This window comes from Telmatobacter bradus (assembly GCF_048629425.1).
Lineage (GTDB): Bacteria > Acidobacteriota > Terriglobia > Terriglobales > Acidobacteriaceae > Telmatobacter > Telmatobacter bradus.
Window position 1 is genome coordinate 863,497 of sequence record NZ_CP184532.1, and the last position, 13,654, is coordinate 877,150.

General features: G+C 55.7%; 14 protein-coding genes and 1 tRNA gene. 10 read left to right on the forward strand and 5 right to left on the reverse strand.

From position 1 onward, the window contains the following. Window positions 1–21: 21 nt before the first annotated feature. Complete coding sequence (locus ACOBR2_RS03675) at window positions 22–273, reverse strand: hypothetical protein (RefSeq protein WP_420238716.1); 252 nt, start codon at window positions 271–273, stop codon at window positions 22–24. Between the two features lie 1,854 nt (window positions 274–2,127). Here ACOBR2_RS03675 and ltrA (ACOBR2_RS03680) point away from each other — a divergent pair. From ltrA (ACOBR2_RS03680) to ACOBR2_RS03695, 4 genes are all read left to right on the forward strand, one after another. After that, a complete protein-coding gene (gene ltrA / locus ACOBR2_RS03680) occupies window positions 2,128–3,435 on the forward strand; it encodes a group II intron reverse transcriptase/maturase (RefSeq protein ID WP_420236302.1) in 1,308 nt (435 codons plus the stop codon). 219 nt (window positions 3,436–3,654) lie between these two features. Continuing rightward, complete coding sequence (ltrA, locus tag ACOBR2_RS03685) at window positions 3,655–4,962, forward strand: group II intron reverse transcriptase/maturase (RefSeq protein ID WP_420236301.1); 1,308 nt, start codon at window positions 3,655–3,657, stop codon at window positions 4,960–4,962. A gap of 409 nt (window positions 4,963–5,371) precedes the next feature. Next, window positions 5,372–5,914 carry a reverse transcriptase domain-containing protein gene (locus tag ACOBR2_RS03690; protein ID WP_420239968.1) on the forward strand — a complete coding sequence of 181 codons (543 nt, stop codon included), beginning with the start codon at window positions 5,372–5,374 and terminating at the stop codon, window positions 5,912–5,914. Then, window positions 5,898–6,443, forward strand: a complete 546-nt coding sequence (locus ACOBR2_RS03695) for a group II intron maturase-specific domain-containing protein (protein WP_420238717.1) — start codon at window positions 5,898–5,900, stop codon at window positions 6,441–6,443. The genes ACOBR2_RS03690 and ACOBR2_RS03695 overlap by 17 nt, the downstream gene beginning before the upstream one ends. Before the next feature lie 185 nt (window positions 6,444–6,628). Here ACOBR2_RS03695 and ACOBR2_RS03700 read toward each other — a convergent pair whose 3' ends face one another. Next, window positions 6,629–7,213 carry a TetR/AcrR family transcriptional regulator gene (locus ACOBR2_RS03700; protein WP_420238718.1) on the reverse strand — a complete coding sequence of 195 codons (585 nt, stop codon included), beginning with the start codon at window positions 7,211–7,213 and terminating at the stop codon, window positions 6,629–6,631. 130 nt (window positions 7,214–7,343) lie between these two features. On the opposite strand from ACOBR2_RS03700, the gene ACOBR2_RS03705 reads away from it, so the two are divergent. Further along, window positions 7,344–7,631: a hypothetical protein gene (locus ACOBR2_RS03705; protein ID WP_420238719.1), complete on the forward strand. Its 288-nt coding sequence runs from the start codon at window positions 7,344–7,346 to the stop codon at window positions 7,629–7,631. Between the two features lie 71 nt (window positions 7,632–7,702). Then, window positions 7,703–8,086: an NAD(P)H-binding protein gene (locus tag ACOBR2_RS03710; RefSeq protein ID WP_420239969.1), complete on the forward strand. Its 384-nt coding sequence runs from the start codon at window positions 7,703–7,705 to the stop codon at window positions 8,084–8,086. Window positions 8,087–8,123: 37 nt separating this feature from the next. Here ACOBR2_RS03710 and ACOBR2_RS03715 read toward each other — a convergent pair whose 3' ends face one another. From ACOBR2_RS03715 to ACOBR2_RS03725, 3 genes are all read right to left on the reverse strand, one after another. Then, window positions 8,124–8,264: a helix-turn-helix transcriptional regulator gene (locus tag ACOBR2_RS03715; protein ID WP_420238720.1), complete on the reverse strand. Its 141-nt coding sequence runs from the start codon at window positions 8,262–8,264 to the stop codon at window positions 8,124–8,126. A gap of 340 nt (window positions 8,265–8,604) precedes the next feature. Next, a complete protein-coding gene (locus ACOBR2_RS03720) occupies window positions 8,605–9,843 on the reverse strand; it encodes a tyrosine-type recombinase/integrase (protein ID WP_420238721.1) in 1,239 nt (412 codons plus the stop codon). A gap of 196 nt (window positions 9,844–10,039) precedes the next feature. Then, window positions 10,040–10,114: transfer RNA gene (locus tag ACOBR2_RS03725), tRNA-Val, on the reverse strand. A 185-nt stretch (window positions 10,115–10,299) separates the two neighbouring features. Between ACOBR2_RS03725 and ACOBR2_RS03730 the strand changes: the two genes are divergently transcribed. From ACOBR2_RS03730 to ACOBR2_RS03745, 4 genes are all read left to right on the forward strand, one after another. Then, complete coding sequence (locus ACOBR2_RS03730; protein WP_420238722.1) at window positions 10,300–11,262, forward strand: RNA polymerase sigma factor; 963 nt, start codon at window positions 10,300–10,302, stop codon at window positions 11,260–11,262. Between the two features lie 42 nt (window positions 11,263–11,304). Next, window positions 11,305–11,829, forward strand: coding sequence for an anti-sigma factor family protein (locus ACOBR2_RS03735; protein ID WP_420238723.1), 525 nt, complete (start codon window positions 11,305–11,307; stop codon window positions 11,827–11,829). Between the two features lie 196 nt (window positions 11,830–12,025). Further along, entirely contained in the window at window positions 12,026–12,664 is a 639-nt protein-coding gene (locus tag ACOBR2_RS03740; RefSeq protein ID WP_420238724.1) for a DUF3106 domain-containing protein, read from the forward strand. 144 nt (window positions 12,665–12,808) lie between these two features. Continuing rightward, the gene (locus ACOBR2_RS03745) at window positions 12,809–13,429 is read left to right on the forward strand and encodes a putative colanic acid biosynthesis acetyltransferase (RefSeq protein WP_420238725.1); all 621 of its coding nucleotides are present in this window, start codon (window positions 12,809–12,811) and stop codon (window positions 13,427–13,429) included. The last annotated feature ends 225 nt before the right edge of the window (window positions 13,430–13,654 follow it).

The window sequence follows — 13,654 nt, forward strand, 5'->3', positions numbered from 1 at the left end:
GTGGAAGCAGTTGGCAAGTTGCTATTCGTGCAACTTGCCAATGTAGGTATGTGCGCCGGAATCAAAGCCAATCCAGTTGCCTTCATCGTCAATGTCACAAGCTGGCGGAATAGTCAAGTTGGCTTCTTCAGCAGCAGCTTCAACAATCTCTTCAGTGATGCGCTGACCGTATAAGGCATCCAGCATCCAGCGCCAGCCAATTACGGTGCCGCGATGGTATTCCATGCTGCGGCTCTCGGAACTCCGCTCATATTCAGCGTGGAACGTCTTCAACAGGCTTGCTCCAAAACTGGCGAGCGCCTTTTTCTCGTCTGGCGTTGGCGTTTGCTTCAAAATGGCTATACCACATTTTAGGCCCCTTTTGATCCCGCCGTGCTGCTCCGGCCCCGGCAAGCGGAAGTCTGGAGTGAAACCCCACAATGCGCCCTAGAGGATGCCAGTTTCACTTTACTTTCACTGGAATCCGGCTTGATTCGTCTAAGTTGTTGATTTTGTTTGCGTACCCAACGGAATTTGAACCCGAGTTATCGCCGTAAAAGACGGATTGGTCTTGAGAAACGGTGCGTCCAGCGAAGGCTGGCATGATCAGTGGGTGCAAGTCCCACCGGGGTAAAAGTCCAAGCCCCGTAGCTTGAATGGCAGGAAGGCTGGAAACTGAGATTCCTGAAGCCCATTGACGAAGCCATCTACAAGGATGGTGAGCGAGTTGCCGGGCCGTAACGCAAGTAAACCCATATGGCCTCGAAAGGACAAAATCCGAAGGCCGAGCCTCCCGTTTTCAGGCGAAGGCAGCATGGAGCATCGCATGGACTGTTGCGGCGCAACACTTCGGCGGGGTTGGTAGGGACAGCACGGTGACAAGGTCATGCTAAGCAACTGGAGAAACCCTCCTCGTCCCGTCGAGAAATCGGCGGAGCAGGGAAGCCGTATAACCGGTGACACCGGGAAGTCTGTAGACGGCGAGAGGGATTCGGCCGGGTCTGTAGTGTGCGCTGAGCAGCGCATTGTTCAGGAGGGTTGAAGTCCCTCCAGCGCCCGGATGAGGGGCGCTGTATCCAAAAGCGGGGTTAACGCCTCGCTGGCCGGAGAAGAGAGAAGGTATGGAGAAGCCTAAACGGGCACGAAGGCGAAAGCTTGATACAGCCAAGGTGAACCTGAAGCCGCTCTCTGCGTTACTCCGGAGGACAGGGTGTCCGCCGTGAGGCGGAATCCGAAGGGTATGCGGAGAAGTACCGGGCCGTAATCGACGGGGGCCACCCCGATGATGAACTGGTCGGCCAAAGGTGGGGCAAGGTCGAGCCCGCACTATGGGGGCGAAGGCGTTCTCATTCACCCACCGCACCAAGGTGTTTGCAGACAGCACGGTACGGAAGAACATTGCGTGACCTCAGGAGGACTGGCATCGTCTCCGGGTGGCACCGGAGTAAGCAGACCTATAAGCGAGAGCGAAATGGCGAGCGATGCGTTGCCAGTAGTCGGACGGCTGAATAGTGTGCGCTGAGCAGCGCATTGTTTAGGAGGGTTAAAGTCCCTCCAGCGCTCGGATGAGGGGCGCTGTATCCAAAAGCGGGGGTAATGCCTCGCTGGCCGGAGAAGAGAGAAGGTATGGAGAAGCCTAGACGGGCACGAAGGCGAAAGCCGGATACAGCCAAGGTGAACCTGAAGCCGCTCGCTGTTGTACTTCGGAGGACAGGGTGTCCATCGTGAGGTGGAATCCGAAGGGTATGCGGAGAAGTACCGGGCTGTAATCGATGGGGGCTACCCCGAAGATGAACCGGTCGGCCAAAGGTGGGGCAAGGTCGAGCCTGCACTATGAAGGCGAAGGCGTTCTCATTCACCCACCGCACCAAGGTGTTTGCGGGCTGCACGGTACGGAAGAACAATGCGTGACCTCAGGAGGACTGGCATCGTCTCCGGGTGGCACCGGAGTAAGCAGACCTATAAGCGAGAGCGAAAAGGCGAGCAATGCGTTGCCAGTAGTCGGACGGCTGAACAGTACCTGAAGCATGGTGAAAGCCATGTGACCGGGCAACCGGCGGCGGAAGTGGGCCGGGGAAGGCAGCCGACGAAGGCGGTTGGGAAGAAAGAGAAGGGCAGTGAGTAAGGACGGAAAGGTGGATCAGTTCCATGAGTGAAATACCCGTACATTTCCGCCCGAGGAGACTGTCTGACTGGATCAACCCGACGGATGCAAAGAAGGTCCATTCATTAATCGACAAGGTATACAAGCGGAAGAACCTGGAGATGGCCTGGGAGAAGGTACGGAATAACCGGGGCAGTGGAGGAGTCGATGGACAGAGCCTGGAAGAGTTTTCCGCACAACTGGATCAGCAGTTAGATCGGTTGCACAGGGAACTCAAGGATGATGTCTATCAGCCACGACCGGTGCGGCAGGTGCAAATCCCGAAAGCAGGCAAGCCGGGGGAGTATCGGATGCTAGGGGTCCCGACAATTTTTGATCGGGTATGCCAGCAGGCGCTACTCAATCGGTTGGAGCCGATATTCGAACCAGTATTCGATGAAGCCAACTTCGGATATCGGCGAGGGCGATCGACGCAGGACGCAATGCGCAAGGTGTGGAAAGAAATCCAGCGCGGATCGGAGTGGATTGTGGAAGGGGACTTGAAGGACTTTTTCGGGTCTGTCAACCATGAGAAGCTTCTTGCGCTGGTAGCCCAACAAATAGCCGACGGCCGGGTGCTGCGCCTGATACAGGCAATGCTCAAGGCTGGAAGTTATGGCAAAGGGCGACTCTATCCTACCGAGCGTGGGACTCCACAAGGCGGGGTGGTTTCACCCGTTTTGAGTAACGTACTCCTGACTCCGTTTGATCGGGAAATGCGTCGCAAGGGGTATCTGGTAACGAGGTACGCGGACGACTGGGTCATCACCTGTAAATCCGCGGCAGAGGCGCGAGCGGCGATAGTAGCAGCGCAAAAGATACTGGAGCAATTGGATGTGGTACTTCATCCGCAGAAGACGCGAATAGTCCACGTTCGACAAGGATTCGAATTCCTTGGTTATAAGATCAAGCGAGGCAAGCGGCCACTCCGGCTGATGCCTCACCAGATCAAAACCGGGGTGCGTGACGGTGATCTCTATGCGTACCCAAAGGAAAAGTCGATCCGTCGCTTCATGGATCAACTGCGCGAGCGAACTCGGCGACGCGTGCCACTGAAAACTTCAGAACTGATCGCGAACCTCAACCCTGTAATCCGGGGATGGGGCAATTACTACAAGCGCGCCCACGTCCGAAAGCTCTTCAATCGTCTCAACGGCTGGATCGTACATCGCATCCGGTCGCACCGCTGCAAGCGCTGGCGTAACGGTGGCTGGAGACAGCTACCCGAAACCAAGCTGTACGGGGAGTACGGGCTTGTGAACTTGGTTCAGTTAATACCTTCAATTGCATCCCGGAAGCGAGAGTCTTCGTGAAAGCTGGATGCGGGAAAACTGCACGTCCAGTTTGAGCGGCGGACGGTGGCCAGCATCTGGGAAACTCGGTGCGCCACCTCCGACCCGACACCTGAAGCATGGTGAAAGCCATGTGACCGGGCAACCGGCGGCGGAAGTGGGCCGGGGAAGGCAGTCGGCGAAGGCGGTTGGGAAGAGAGAGGAAGGCAGTGAGTAAGGACGGAAAGGTGGATCAGTTCCATGAGTGAAATACCCGTACATTTCCGCCCGAGGAGACTGTCGGACTGGATCAACCCGACGGGTGCAAAGAAGGTCCATTCATTAATCGACAAGGTATACAAGCGGAAGAACCTGGAGATGGCCTGGGAGAAGGTGCGGGCTAACCGGGGCAGTGGAGGAGTCGATGGACAGAGCCTGGAAGAGTTTTCCGCGCAACTGGATCAGCAGTTAGATCGGTTGCACAGGGAACTCAAGGATGATGTCTATCAGCCACGACCGGTGCGGCAGGTGCAAATCCCGAAACTAGGCAAGCCGGGGGAGTATCGGATGTTAGGGGTCCCGACAATTTTTGATCGGGTATGCCAGCAGGCGCTGCTCAATCGGTTGGAGCCAATATTCGAGCCGATATTCGATGAAGCCAACTTCGGATATCGGCGAGGGCGATCGACGCAGGACGCAATGCGCAAGGTGTGGAAAGAAATCCAGAGCGGGTCGGAGTGGATCGTAGAAGGGGATTTGAAGGATTTCTTCGGGTCTGTCAACCACGAGAAACTTCTTGCACTGGTAGCCCAACAAATAGCCGACGGCCGGGTGCTGCGCCTGATACAGGCAATGCTCAAGGCTGGAAGTTATAGCAAAGGGCGACTCTATCCCACCGAGCGCGGGACCCCACAAGGCGGGGTGGTTTCACCCGTTTTGAGTAACGTACTCCTGACTCCGTTTGATCGGGAAATGCGTCGCAAGGGGTATCAGATAACGAGGTACGCGGATGACTGGGTTATCACCTGTAAATCCGCGGCAGAGGCGCGAGCGGCGATAGTAGCAGCGCAAAAGATACTGGAGCAATTGGATGTGGTACTTCATCCGCAGAAAACGCGGATCGTCCATGTCCGACAGGGATTCGAATTCCTTGGTTACAAGATCAAGCGAGGCAAGCGGCCACTCAGGCTGATGCCTCAAAAGATCCGAACCGGGGTACGTGACGGTGATCTCTATGCGTATCCGAAGGGAAAGTCGATCCAGCGCTTTATGGATCAAGTGCGTGAACGAACTCGGCGACGTGTGCCACTGAATACATCAGGACTGATTGCGCACCTCAACCCTGTAATTCGGGGATGGGGAAATTACTACAAGCGCGCCCACGTCCGAAAGCTCTTCAACAGACTCAACGGCTGGATATTGCAACGCATCCGGTCGCACCGTTGTAAACGCTGGCGGAACAAGGGCTGGAGACAGCTCCCTGAAAGCAAGCTGTACGGTGAGTATGGGCTGGTAAACCTTATTCAATTAATTCCTTCGATTGCATCCCAGAAGCGAGAGTCTTCGTGAAAGCTGGATGCGGGAAAACTGCACGTCCAGTTTGAGCGGCGGACGGTGGCCAGCACACGGGGGAACCCAGTGCGCCACCTCCGACCCGACAGCGAGGAAGCGGAGTAATGCCCGCAGAGCGAAGAGGCCCTGCTGTTTGTAACGGCTCTAACAAAAAGGGAGGCAAGGGTGAAATGACAAACACGCCCATCAGTTTGCAGGACCTGAGAAGGAGTCTATATGTCAAGGCGAAGACTGAACTGTCTTGGCGTTTCTGGGGACTATACGTCCACGTCTGCAAGATGGAGACTTTGCGCGAAGCTTACCAGATGGCGGGAAGCAACCGCGGGGCACCGGGTATTGACGGAGTCACGTTCGAAGCCATTGAGGAAAGCGGAGCGGAGAGCTTTCTCGTGCAGATTCGAGATGAATTAGTTACCAACACGTATCGGCCCATGCCAGCAAGGAAGAAGGAGATTCCAAAAGGTGGGGGACGAAAGTCCGCACCCTGTCGATTCCCGCTATCCGTGACCGCGTGGTCCAGGGGGCGTTAAAACTCATCCTGGAGCCGATCTGCGAAGCTGACTTCCAAGCAGGGTCGTTTGGATATCGACCGAAACGGACGGCACATGAAGCCGTGGCCCGGGTGGCCAGAGCGATCGTCGAAGAGAAGACGCGCATTATTGATTTGGATTTATCCGCCTATTTTGATAACGTGCAGCACTCGCTGCTGTTAGATAAAGTGGCTCGGCGAGTCCGTGATGATGCGGTCATGCATTTGCTCAAGATGATTCTGAAGGCAACCGGTAAGAAAGGCGTTCCCCAAGGCGGTGTGATTTCACCTCTTCTCAGTAACCTCTATCTGAATGATGTAGACCGGATGCTGGAAAAGGCGATGGATACCACACGAAGGGGGCAAGTCAACCAACATCCAGTATGCGCGTTTTGCGGACGACATGGTGATCTTGATTGATGCTGAACGGCGGAGTGACTGGCTGGTAAAGGCGATAGACAAACGGCTGCGCGAGGAGTTCGCGAATCTGCGCGTTGAGATCAACGAAGACAAGAGTCGAATGGTGGATCTGAAGAAGGGAGAGGACTTTACTTTCCTGGGTTTTGAGTATCGGCGCATACTCAGCTTTCGGCAGAAGGGACGGCCATACTACGCGCCCAAGCTGAAGAAGCGAACAGCGTTGTATGCAAAACTCAGGGAGGTCTTCCGGCAGCATGTCAGCTGGCCCGTTGAAAGTGTGATTGCGAAAATCAATCCGATATTGCGTGTCTGGGTGAACTACTTTCGGTACGGTCATACGAGTTCCTGTTTTTCAAAGGTCAAACAATGGGTGGAAATGAAGATCAGGAAACATCTGAAACGTGCCCGGGGACGCAACGGCTTTCCCTGGAAGCGACGGAGTAGTGAGTGGCTTTATGATGGGCTGGGTCTGTTTAACGACTACCAGCTTCTTCGATGGTCCGGCACGAAAGTTGCCCCAGTAAGATAGGCCCCATAAACCCTGGCAAGAAGCAAACAGGTGCGCCCAGTGCGGTAAATCCGCACGCTGGGTGCGATGTGGCGGGGGCTGGAAACGGATTCACGGTTTGGCTGCTGAGGCACTCCCAAAGGAAACAGGGAGAAACGGCTAGGCCAGACCTACGGGACACCGCGCCAGTCCTCGACCCGACCGGCCTATTCGATGGGGCGTGAGCCTGTGATGAGGATTTCCACCAGCCTCCTGGCGCTTTGTTGCCAGCCAGCACCGGAGGCTACGTGGGCAACCCCGATCAGCGCTCGAAGCAGGTCGAAGGGGACAAGATCCCGCCGTATATCGCCGCTCTCGATCGCGCGTTTCACCAGCGCGTCAATCGCTGCCTGGACCTGGCCGCGAGAACCCTCAAATAGCTTCGATGGACCGCCAACCATGCTATTCAGTGCCGGCGCAATGATCTGCTTGGCGGCGATGTGGTCGACGAACAATAGCATCCAGGCTCGCAATGCCTCAACCGGGGGCATGGTCTCAGCAAATTTTCCCTCTGCCGCAGCTAGTTTTTCCACTTCGCTGCGATAGACCGCTTCGATCAAGGCATCGCGCGTGGGAAAGTGACGATACAGAGTCCCAGGGCCCACTTCAGCCTGTTTGGCAATCTCGTCCAAACTGGCATCCGCGCCAAAACGTGTAAACGCCTCCTTCGCAACCTCCAAAATACGCTCGCGGTTTCGCTGCGCATCCGTGCGCGGCTTTCGGGGGACGGGTTGTGAACTCTTCTTCGCCATGGGTAAAAATAATTGCAACCGGAGGCAGTCTCCGGTAATCTGTTAATTCGGAGGATGTCTCCGTTTTAATCGGAAAACTTGGACCTGTCAATAGCGGTCTCTGATTCTTGCAGCTTGGGGGGCGCGGAATATGAATCAAATCGTTTCTTATGGATCTTCGAAGAACTCCAATCCACGCACTGTTGGCCTGATGAAGTCAGCGGAGCAAGAGTTGGCAGCATTCTTCAACGCCGTCAAACAATTGTTCGGGAGAGAACAGGCGGAGCTTTCAGCGGAAGATTGGCTGCACGAGTTGGCTGAAAACGATGGCTCACCCTTCTCAACCTGCGACTGGCGATTGATCACCGTCAAGGTGTCGACTCGGCTCGCAACCCGAGTGAACGTTTCTTCCTTATTAACCGAATTCACAAATGTGTAGGAGGAACAGAAGATGCGGTTTTTGTCACAGGAGCTACAGGCTTCATAGGTTCGACTGTCGTCCGTGAGCTAATCGATGCTGGTCATCAAGTGCTTGGCCTTGCTCGCAGCGATGCGTGCGTAAAATCTCTGATCGTCGCCGGCGCTCAGGCGTATCAAGGCGACCTCGAAGACCTGGAGAGCCTGCGCAGCGGAGCAGCCGCGTCCGATGCTGTCATCCACACTGCCTTCCAGCATGACTGGTCGAGGTTTGCGGAGAGCTGCGAACTGGACAAGCGCGCCATCGAAGCCGTCGGCGCAGTTCTTCAGGGTTCCAGCCGTCCGTTCATCGTTACTTCCGGCGTTGGAGTAGCTCAGGGCCGCGCCGCCACCGAAGACGATCCACCATTTTCTTCTCCATCCCTTCCTCGTGTATCTGAGGTGACGACTCCCATTAGCGGCCATTCTCCTGTGTGAGTCGTGCCGCAATCCAGGTTTCAATATCGGATTCCAGCTAGGCCACGGCCCGCGAGCCCAGGCTATGCGGCGCGGGAAATTCGCCACGTTTGATGAGCAGATAAATCTGCGAACGGCTGAACGGTACTCGGCATTGCACCTCTTTTAAGCGAAGAAATTTGTGAAGTTGATTGCCCAATCTACATCCTCTTCATGCGATGACAGAAAATCGTCGAAGGTGATAAACCTGTCTGCCTTCTCTGCATTAGGAATGTAGGGCGTTTAGAGAAAAAATGCATATTTGCCAAAGGGGGATAAATCCGTTCCTATGCACTAAAAGTGGTGCTTTTTGGTTAAACAAAAGACACGAGGAAGACTGTAGGGAATGAGTGGAATATATGAGCGGCGCAAAAAATAAATTTCCATGGAGTCGCAAAGATAAATTTCTTGTGGATCGGTTCACAGGGCGAGACAAAAGGCGGTTGCTCATGGCCTTCTTTCGTCTATTTCGTTTCTTTCGTATTAAGAGGTTGCCGTATTTAGGCAACTACCGCCTGATGTGTAAAAGGCAAGAGTTTGCCACCGCGTTGTGTCTTTTCCAGATAGTCTGCCCAGTCCTGCATCATTTTGGCGCGCGGCTCCAAGTAGAGTGCCTGATTGTAAGCGGCGCTCACCGCATTGCGCGGCGCATGGGCAAGCTGCAATTCGATGTGCTCATGCGCATAGCCTTGCTCATGCAGAATGGTCGAAGCCAAACCCCGGAAGCCATGACCTGTCATCTGCCTTTTGTACCCCATACGCTTGAGAGCCATCAGAATCGTCATATTCGACATGGGACGTTTCACACTGCGTTCACTCGGAAGAACGAGTTCGCTGGTGCCGGAAAGAGGCCGCAACAGTTCCAGGACTTCGATGGCCTGATCGGACAACGGGACAATATGAGGCAAAGCCATCTTCATGCGCTCAGCCGGGATATTCCAACGGTGCGCCTCAAAATCTATTTCGCTCCAGTGCGCCTCGATCAACTCCGAGGTGCGTACAAAGGTCAGCGCTAGAAGTTTCATGGCCAACCGCGTGACCACCCTGCCGCGATAAGTTTCTATTGCGCGCAACAGAACAGGAAGCTCCTGCACATCGATGCGCGCCATATTGATCTTCTTGTGAGGTTTCAGAACATCCGCAGGGCGAAAATCAGCCACTGGATTTCGCATCGCGTAGCCGTGCGCGATTGCGTAGCGAAAGATCTGCCCACAGGTCTGCAAAAGCCGTTTGGCCAGATCCGCAACGCCGCGCTCTTCAACAAACTTGACCAGGGAAACCAGTTCCGCAGCCTCGATTTCGTCGATAGGCCGGTTCCCCAGAACGGGCAAAACATCTTTTTCGAGTCTGCGACGTGTAATTCCAACATGCTGCGCGCTTTTATCCGTTCCCCAGTGCTCTAGCCAGAGTTCGGCAATCGTCCGGAAAGAACGCTGTCCAGAGGCCCGCAGGATAGCTTCCTTCTTGGCGTCCCTCTCATCCTTCCTTTGCGCCATAGGATCGACGCCAGAGGCCAAAAGACGAGATTCTGCAGCGTGTCTTTCCCGGACCTCGGCTAATCCGACCTGAGGATACTTGCCCAGAGGCATCAGCTTCTCTTTTCCCTCGAAGCAATACTTCCAGCGCCAGAGCTTGCCACCGGCGGGCGTCACCAAAAGAAACAGCCCTCGGCCATCGGAGATTTTGTACGCTTTTTCGGTAGGAGTCGCCTTGCGGATTGCGGTGTCGGTCAGCGCCATCGAAAGCCAGGATTCCTTCTTTGAAAGTACCCCCCAGAAAATACCCCCAGGGGTAAATCAAATACCCCCAGAAGTACCCCCCAAAGAGCATGGCTTTCATGGTACGTCTTTCGACGTCTCTGTACAACTAAGTTGTTTATTTGTAAGGGTGTTTTTGAATTCTCAAGATTTTTTTGGAGGGCTTTGGAAGTAGTCTTGGTGGGCGCTGCAGGATTCGAACCTGCGACTTCCACCGTGTGAAGGTGGCACTCTACCGCTGAGTTAAGCGCCCAAAGTTTCATGTGGTCTGGGGGTTCCACAGGACCAATCTGTAATTTAGAGTATCATCAGCAAGGCCTTAAGGCCAAGCCGGACCGAGGAAAACTCGGGAAATGGCCGTCTGGAGCGGGGAAGCGTGAATCGCGCGCCGCCGGGCGGACCAAAGTAAATAAAACCGGCGGCTGCGGTTGGATTTGAATGCTCTCGAAGCCTGAAAAAACGGTGCTTGCCCTCGGCTGGACCGTACGCATGTGTCTTTTTTCGTCCCCTGCCCAATGGCTGGGGCGGCTTAAGGCCATGGTGTGCGAGCCAGCGCAGGTGCTTGCAGGCGCAGCGGCGAGGCTGGGGTCCGGAATTGACCACCAGCAGAGAGCATGGCAGGTTGTCTTTGCCGGGGACTTCGAAGCTGGCCGGGTTGCGCGTTTTGGGGATGCGAAGCCCGATTTTCTGGTCAAAATGAGCCAGGAAAATGCAAACAAGGCGCAACATCAGGGCCAAACCGGTGTTCCAGAAAGTATGGCAACCATGGTCATGGACAATTCGACCCTGGAAGCGACGGCTGCCTGGCCCATGGGAACGGGAAAGCCGGAGCCTGGTGAAGATGCGGCGCTGATGCTGCGCGCGGCGGCCGGCGACGATAGCTGTTTTAGTTTGCTGGCTGAAAAATATCACCGTCCGATGATTCATTTCCTCTTCCGGATGGTGCATAACCAGGCGGTAGCGGAAGAATTGGCGCAGGAAGTGTTTCTGCGCGTTTACCGCGCCCGGCAGAGCTACCGTGCCGAAGCGCGCTTCAGCACTTGGCTTTACCGGATTGCCACAAATCTGGCCGTGAACTACGCCCGCGATACGCGCCATGAACGCGCAGCGCAGACCATTTATCTGGATGCTCCCGATGAGGAGACAGGGTCTACGCCCGATCTGGCCAATGGCGAGATGAGCGTGGAGCAGCGACTGTTGCAGGATGAGCGCATGGCGGCGATCCGCGAGCATGTGATGGCGTTGCCTGAACGGCAGCGCATGGCAGTGTTGATGCACAAGTACCAGGGCCTGGATTACAAGCAGATCGGTGAGGTGCTGAAGTTGAGTGAGTCAGCCACCAAGTCGCTTTTGTTCCGCGCGTATCAGACGCTGCGCGAAACGTTAAAGGAATTTGTTTAGCCGAGAGCCGGATTCAACCGGCCCGGAAACGGGGGAATCCCGATGAAACAGAAGATGATGAATTGCACTACAGTTCGGACGAAGCTCGCGGATCTGCTCTTTGATCCGGAGCAGGTTCCTGCCTCGGTTCACACACATGTGGCGGCATGCGCCGATTGCCGCAAGGAAGTGGAAGATCTCAGCGCGATGATGTGTATGCTGGATGGCTGGCATGCGCCCGAGCCTGCTCCTTTTTTCATGACGCGCATGCAGGCCCGCCTGCGAGCTGAGCGCGAGGCTGAGCCGAGCGGCTGGCTGGCGCGGCAGATTGCGCAGATTCGCAATGGCTTTGCCTTTGGCCCGCAGGCCAATGTGCGTCCGGTGGCCGCGCTTTCGCTCACCGTTCTGCTGCTTTTGGGCAGTGGCACCTATATGGGTATGAGCGACTGGAGCCACTCTCAGCCCAAGGAGCAGGTGCAGACGGCTGTGGTGGACGATTTGCGGACGATGGACAAAAACGCCCAGCTGCTGGACCGGCTTGAGACGCTTTCGAACAGCGATGACAGCAATCAGGAATCTGGAAATTAAGCATTTCGAAATTACTGTAGGCTGAAGGAAGGCTCCGGGGTGTTTTTATCAATAAACACACTGCCGGACGCTTAAAAAGGTTACGTGTCTTCCGAAAATGCTCGTAGCATGTTCAAGGAACACTCATTTGTAGTAAAAACGATACAACATCACAGGTTTGGGCATGATGCAGGTACTGAAATCGCGGAGGACGGCTATGGCTGCGGCTATGGTCGCGGCATTGCTCTGTGCTTCTGTTTCTGCACATACTCAGGGGTTTGGACCACGCAGAGAACAGGGATTGCCGCGCGCTTCGGCCCCGGAGCATGCCAACAGTAATCCGTCGCGCAGTTCCTCAGAAGCCCCCATGCGGGAGGCGCCCAACAGCGGCGAACGGGCCTATGGACGCAATGCCCAGCCGCCTGCAGGTCACCTTGGAGCCTGGCTGAATCAGCATGGTAATCTGCCGCCGCAGGAGCGGGAGCGGATGCTGCGTTCCGATCCCAGTTTCAATCGTTTGCCGGCCAGTGAACAGCAGCGTTTGGTGGAGCAGTTGCGGCAGGTTGGTCAGATGAACGAGCAGCAGCGCCAGCGCAGGTTGGCCCGCAGCGAGGCGCTGGAGCACCTTTCGCCGCAGGAGCGCATGAGCCTGTACCGTTCCAATCAGATGTTTTCCGCTCTGCCCTCCGATCGTCAGGTTTTGATCAAGCGTGCTTTTCAGGATCTGCGTTCCGTTCCCGTGGAGCAGCGGCAGACGGTGCTGAATTCGGCCCGCTATCAGGGGGTCTTCAGCCCCGACGAGCGCGGTGTTTTGCGGGATTTTCTGCGCGTTGAGCCATTCGAACCTGCCCATTGAGATAGTTTTTCTGCTTCCGGATTGTTCTCTCCTTTCTTTCTTCGTACTATGATCCACATATAGTTGTGTGTGCCGGGGAGAGCTGTCGTTGCTTCCTGGATTCGATAGAGAGTAGTAAGTAATTGCAATAAATAGAGATATTCCATGGCCAAAGAGCTTCACTATCACGCTGCCGAACATATTGCTGCGGAGACGGCCTCCGACCCTTACCTGCGCCCGGCCTTCGGGTTGGCGGACCGGCTGCGGAGGCTGGTCTGGAATCTGTGCTGGCTGCTGTTTTACCGCATTTCGCCTCGTCCGCTGCATGCTTGGCGTTCGTTTCTGTTGCGGTTGTTTGGGGCAAAGATGGGGCCAAACTGTCATTTTTATCCGGGATCGAAGATCTGGGCACCTTGGAATCTGGTCTGTGCCGATCAAGTGACGGCCGCCGACGGAGCGGATATCTATAATCAAGCCCCTGTGTACCTGGGTTCGCATGCGATTCTTTCCCAGCAGGCCTATCTATGCGGAGCGACGCACGACTTCGACGATCCGGCCTTTCCGCTGCTGGCTTTCCGCATGACGGTGGGCGCGTATGCGTGGATCTGCGCTCGGGCCATGGTTGCGCCGGGCGTCAATGTGGGCGAAGGCGCGGTGCTGGGGCTTGGCTCAGTGGCCACGCGCGATCTGGAACCATGGACGGTCTATGCCGGGTCGCCGGCGACGGTGGTGAAGAGCAGAGGGCAGAGAGCAGAGAACGAGAAGCAGGGGAATAGAGGGCAGTGAGCTTTTCCTCTGAAGCTGGGTGCCCCGGGTCTGGATTTTCAGATCCGGGAAAGCACGAACCTCCGTGGTTGTTCCATCCCGGGTTTCCAAATGCAATGGCCCGGACAGCCATTCATTCTGGCCGACACAGACCGGGGTAAAGCGTAAAACTGTTCTCTGTCCTCAGTTCTTTGCCATTCTTGCTACACTGTTTGGGAAAACGCTTACCAGGGGCCACCGCCCCGT